Source organism: Vallitalea maricola, from assembly GCF_036985595.1.
In the GTDB taxonomy this organism is placed as follows: domain Bacteria; phylum Bacillota; class Clostridia; order Lachnospirales; family Vallitaleaceae; genus Vallitalea; species Vallitalea maricola.
Window position 1 is genome coordinate 1 of sequence record NZ_BTPU01000180.1, and the last position, 297, is coordinate 297.

General features: G+C 31.3%; 1 protein-coding gene. It reads right to left on the reverse strand.

The genetic code is table 11. The features are described 5' to 3' along the window. On the reverse strand, nucleotides 1-297 hold a 297-nt coding region (locus tag AACQ14_RS23795; RefSeq protein ID WP_339366024.1), incomplete at both ends, for a DHH family phosphoesterase.

Consider the following 297-nt stretch of genomic DNA (forward strand, 5'->3'; position numbering starts at 1 on the left):
GTATTACTATGTTTAAATGCTCCAGTATCATAGATAAGTCCTGTATACAGCGCTTCACATATATTTTTATCTAATAACTTAGTTTCACTGGAACGTTCAAGAATGTCATATACTATCTCACAAGTAGAACTGACATCTGAAACATAGTTATAATCAGCAAATTTTGTATTACTGATATGATGATCTATATTAATAGTTACAGAAGCCTTGTCAAAAATCTCTGAATAAGCTCCAAGTCTTTCTTTATCACCACAATCAAGAAGGATAACTACGTTTTTATCTCTCTTGATTGTGGTG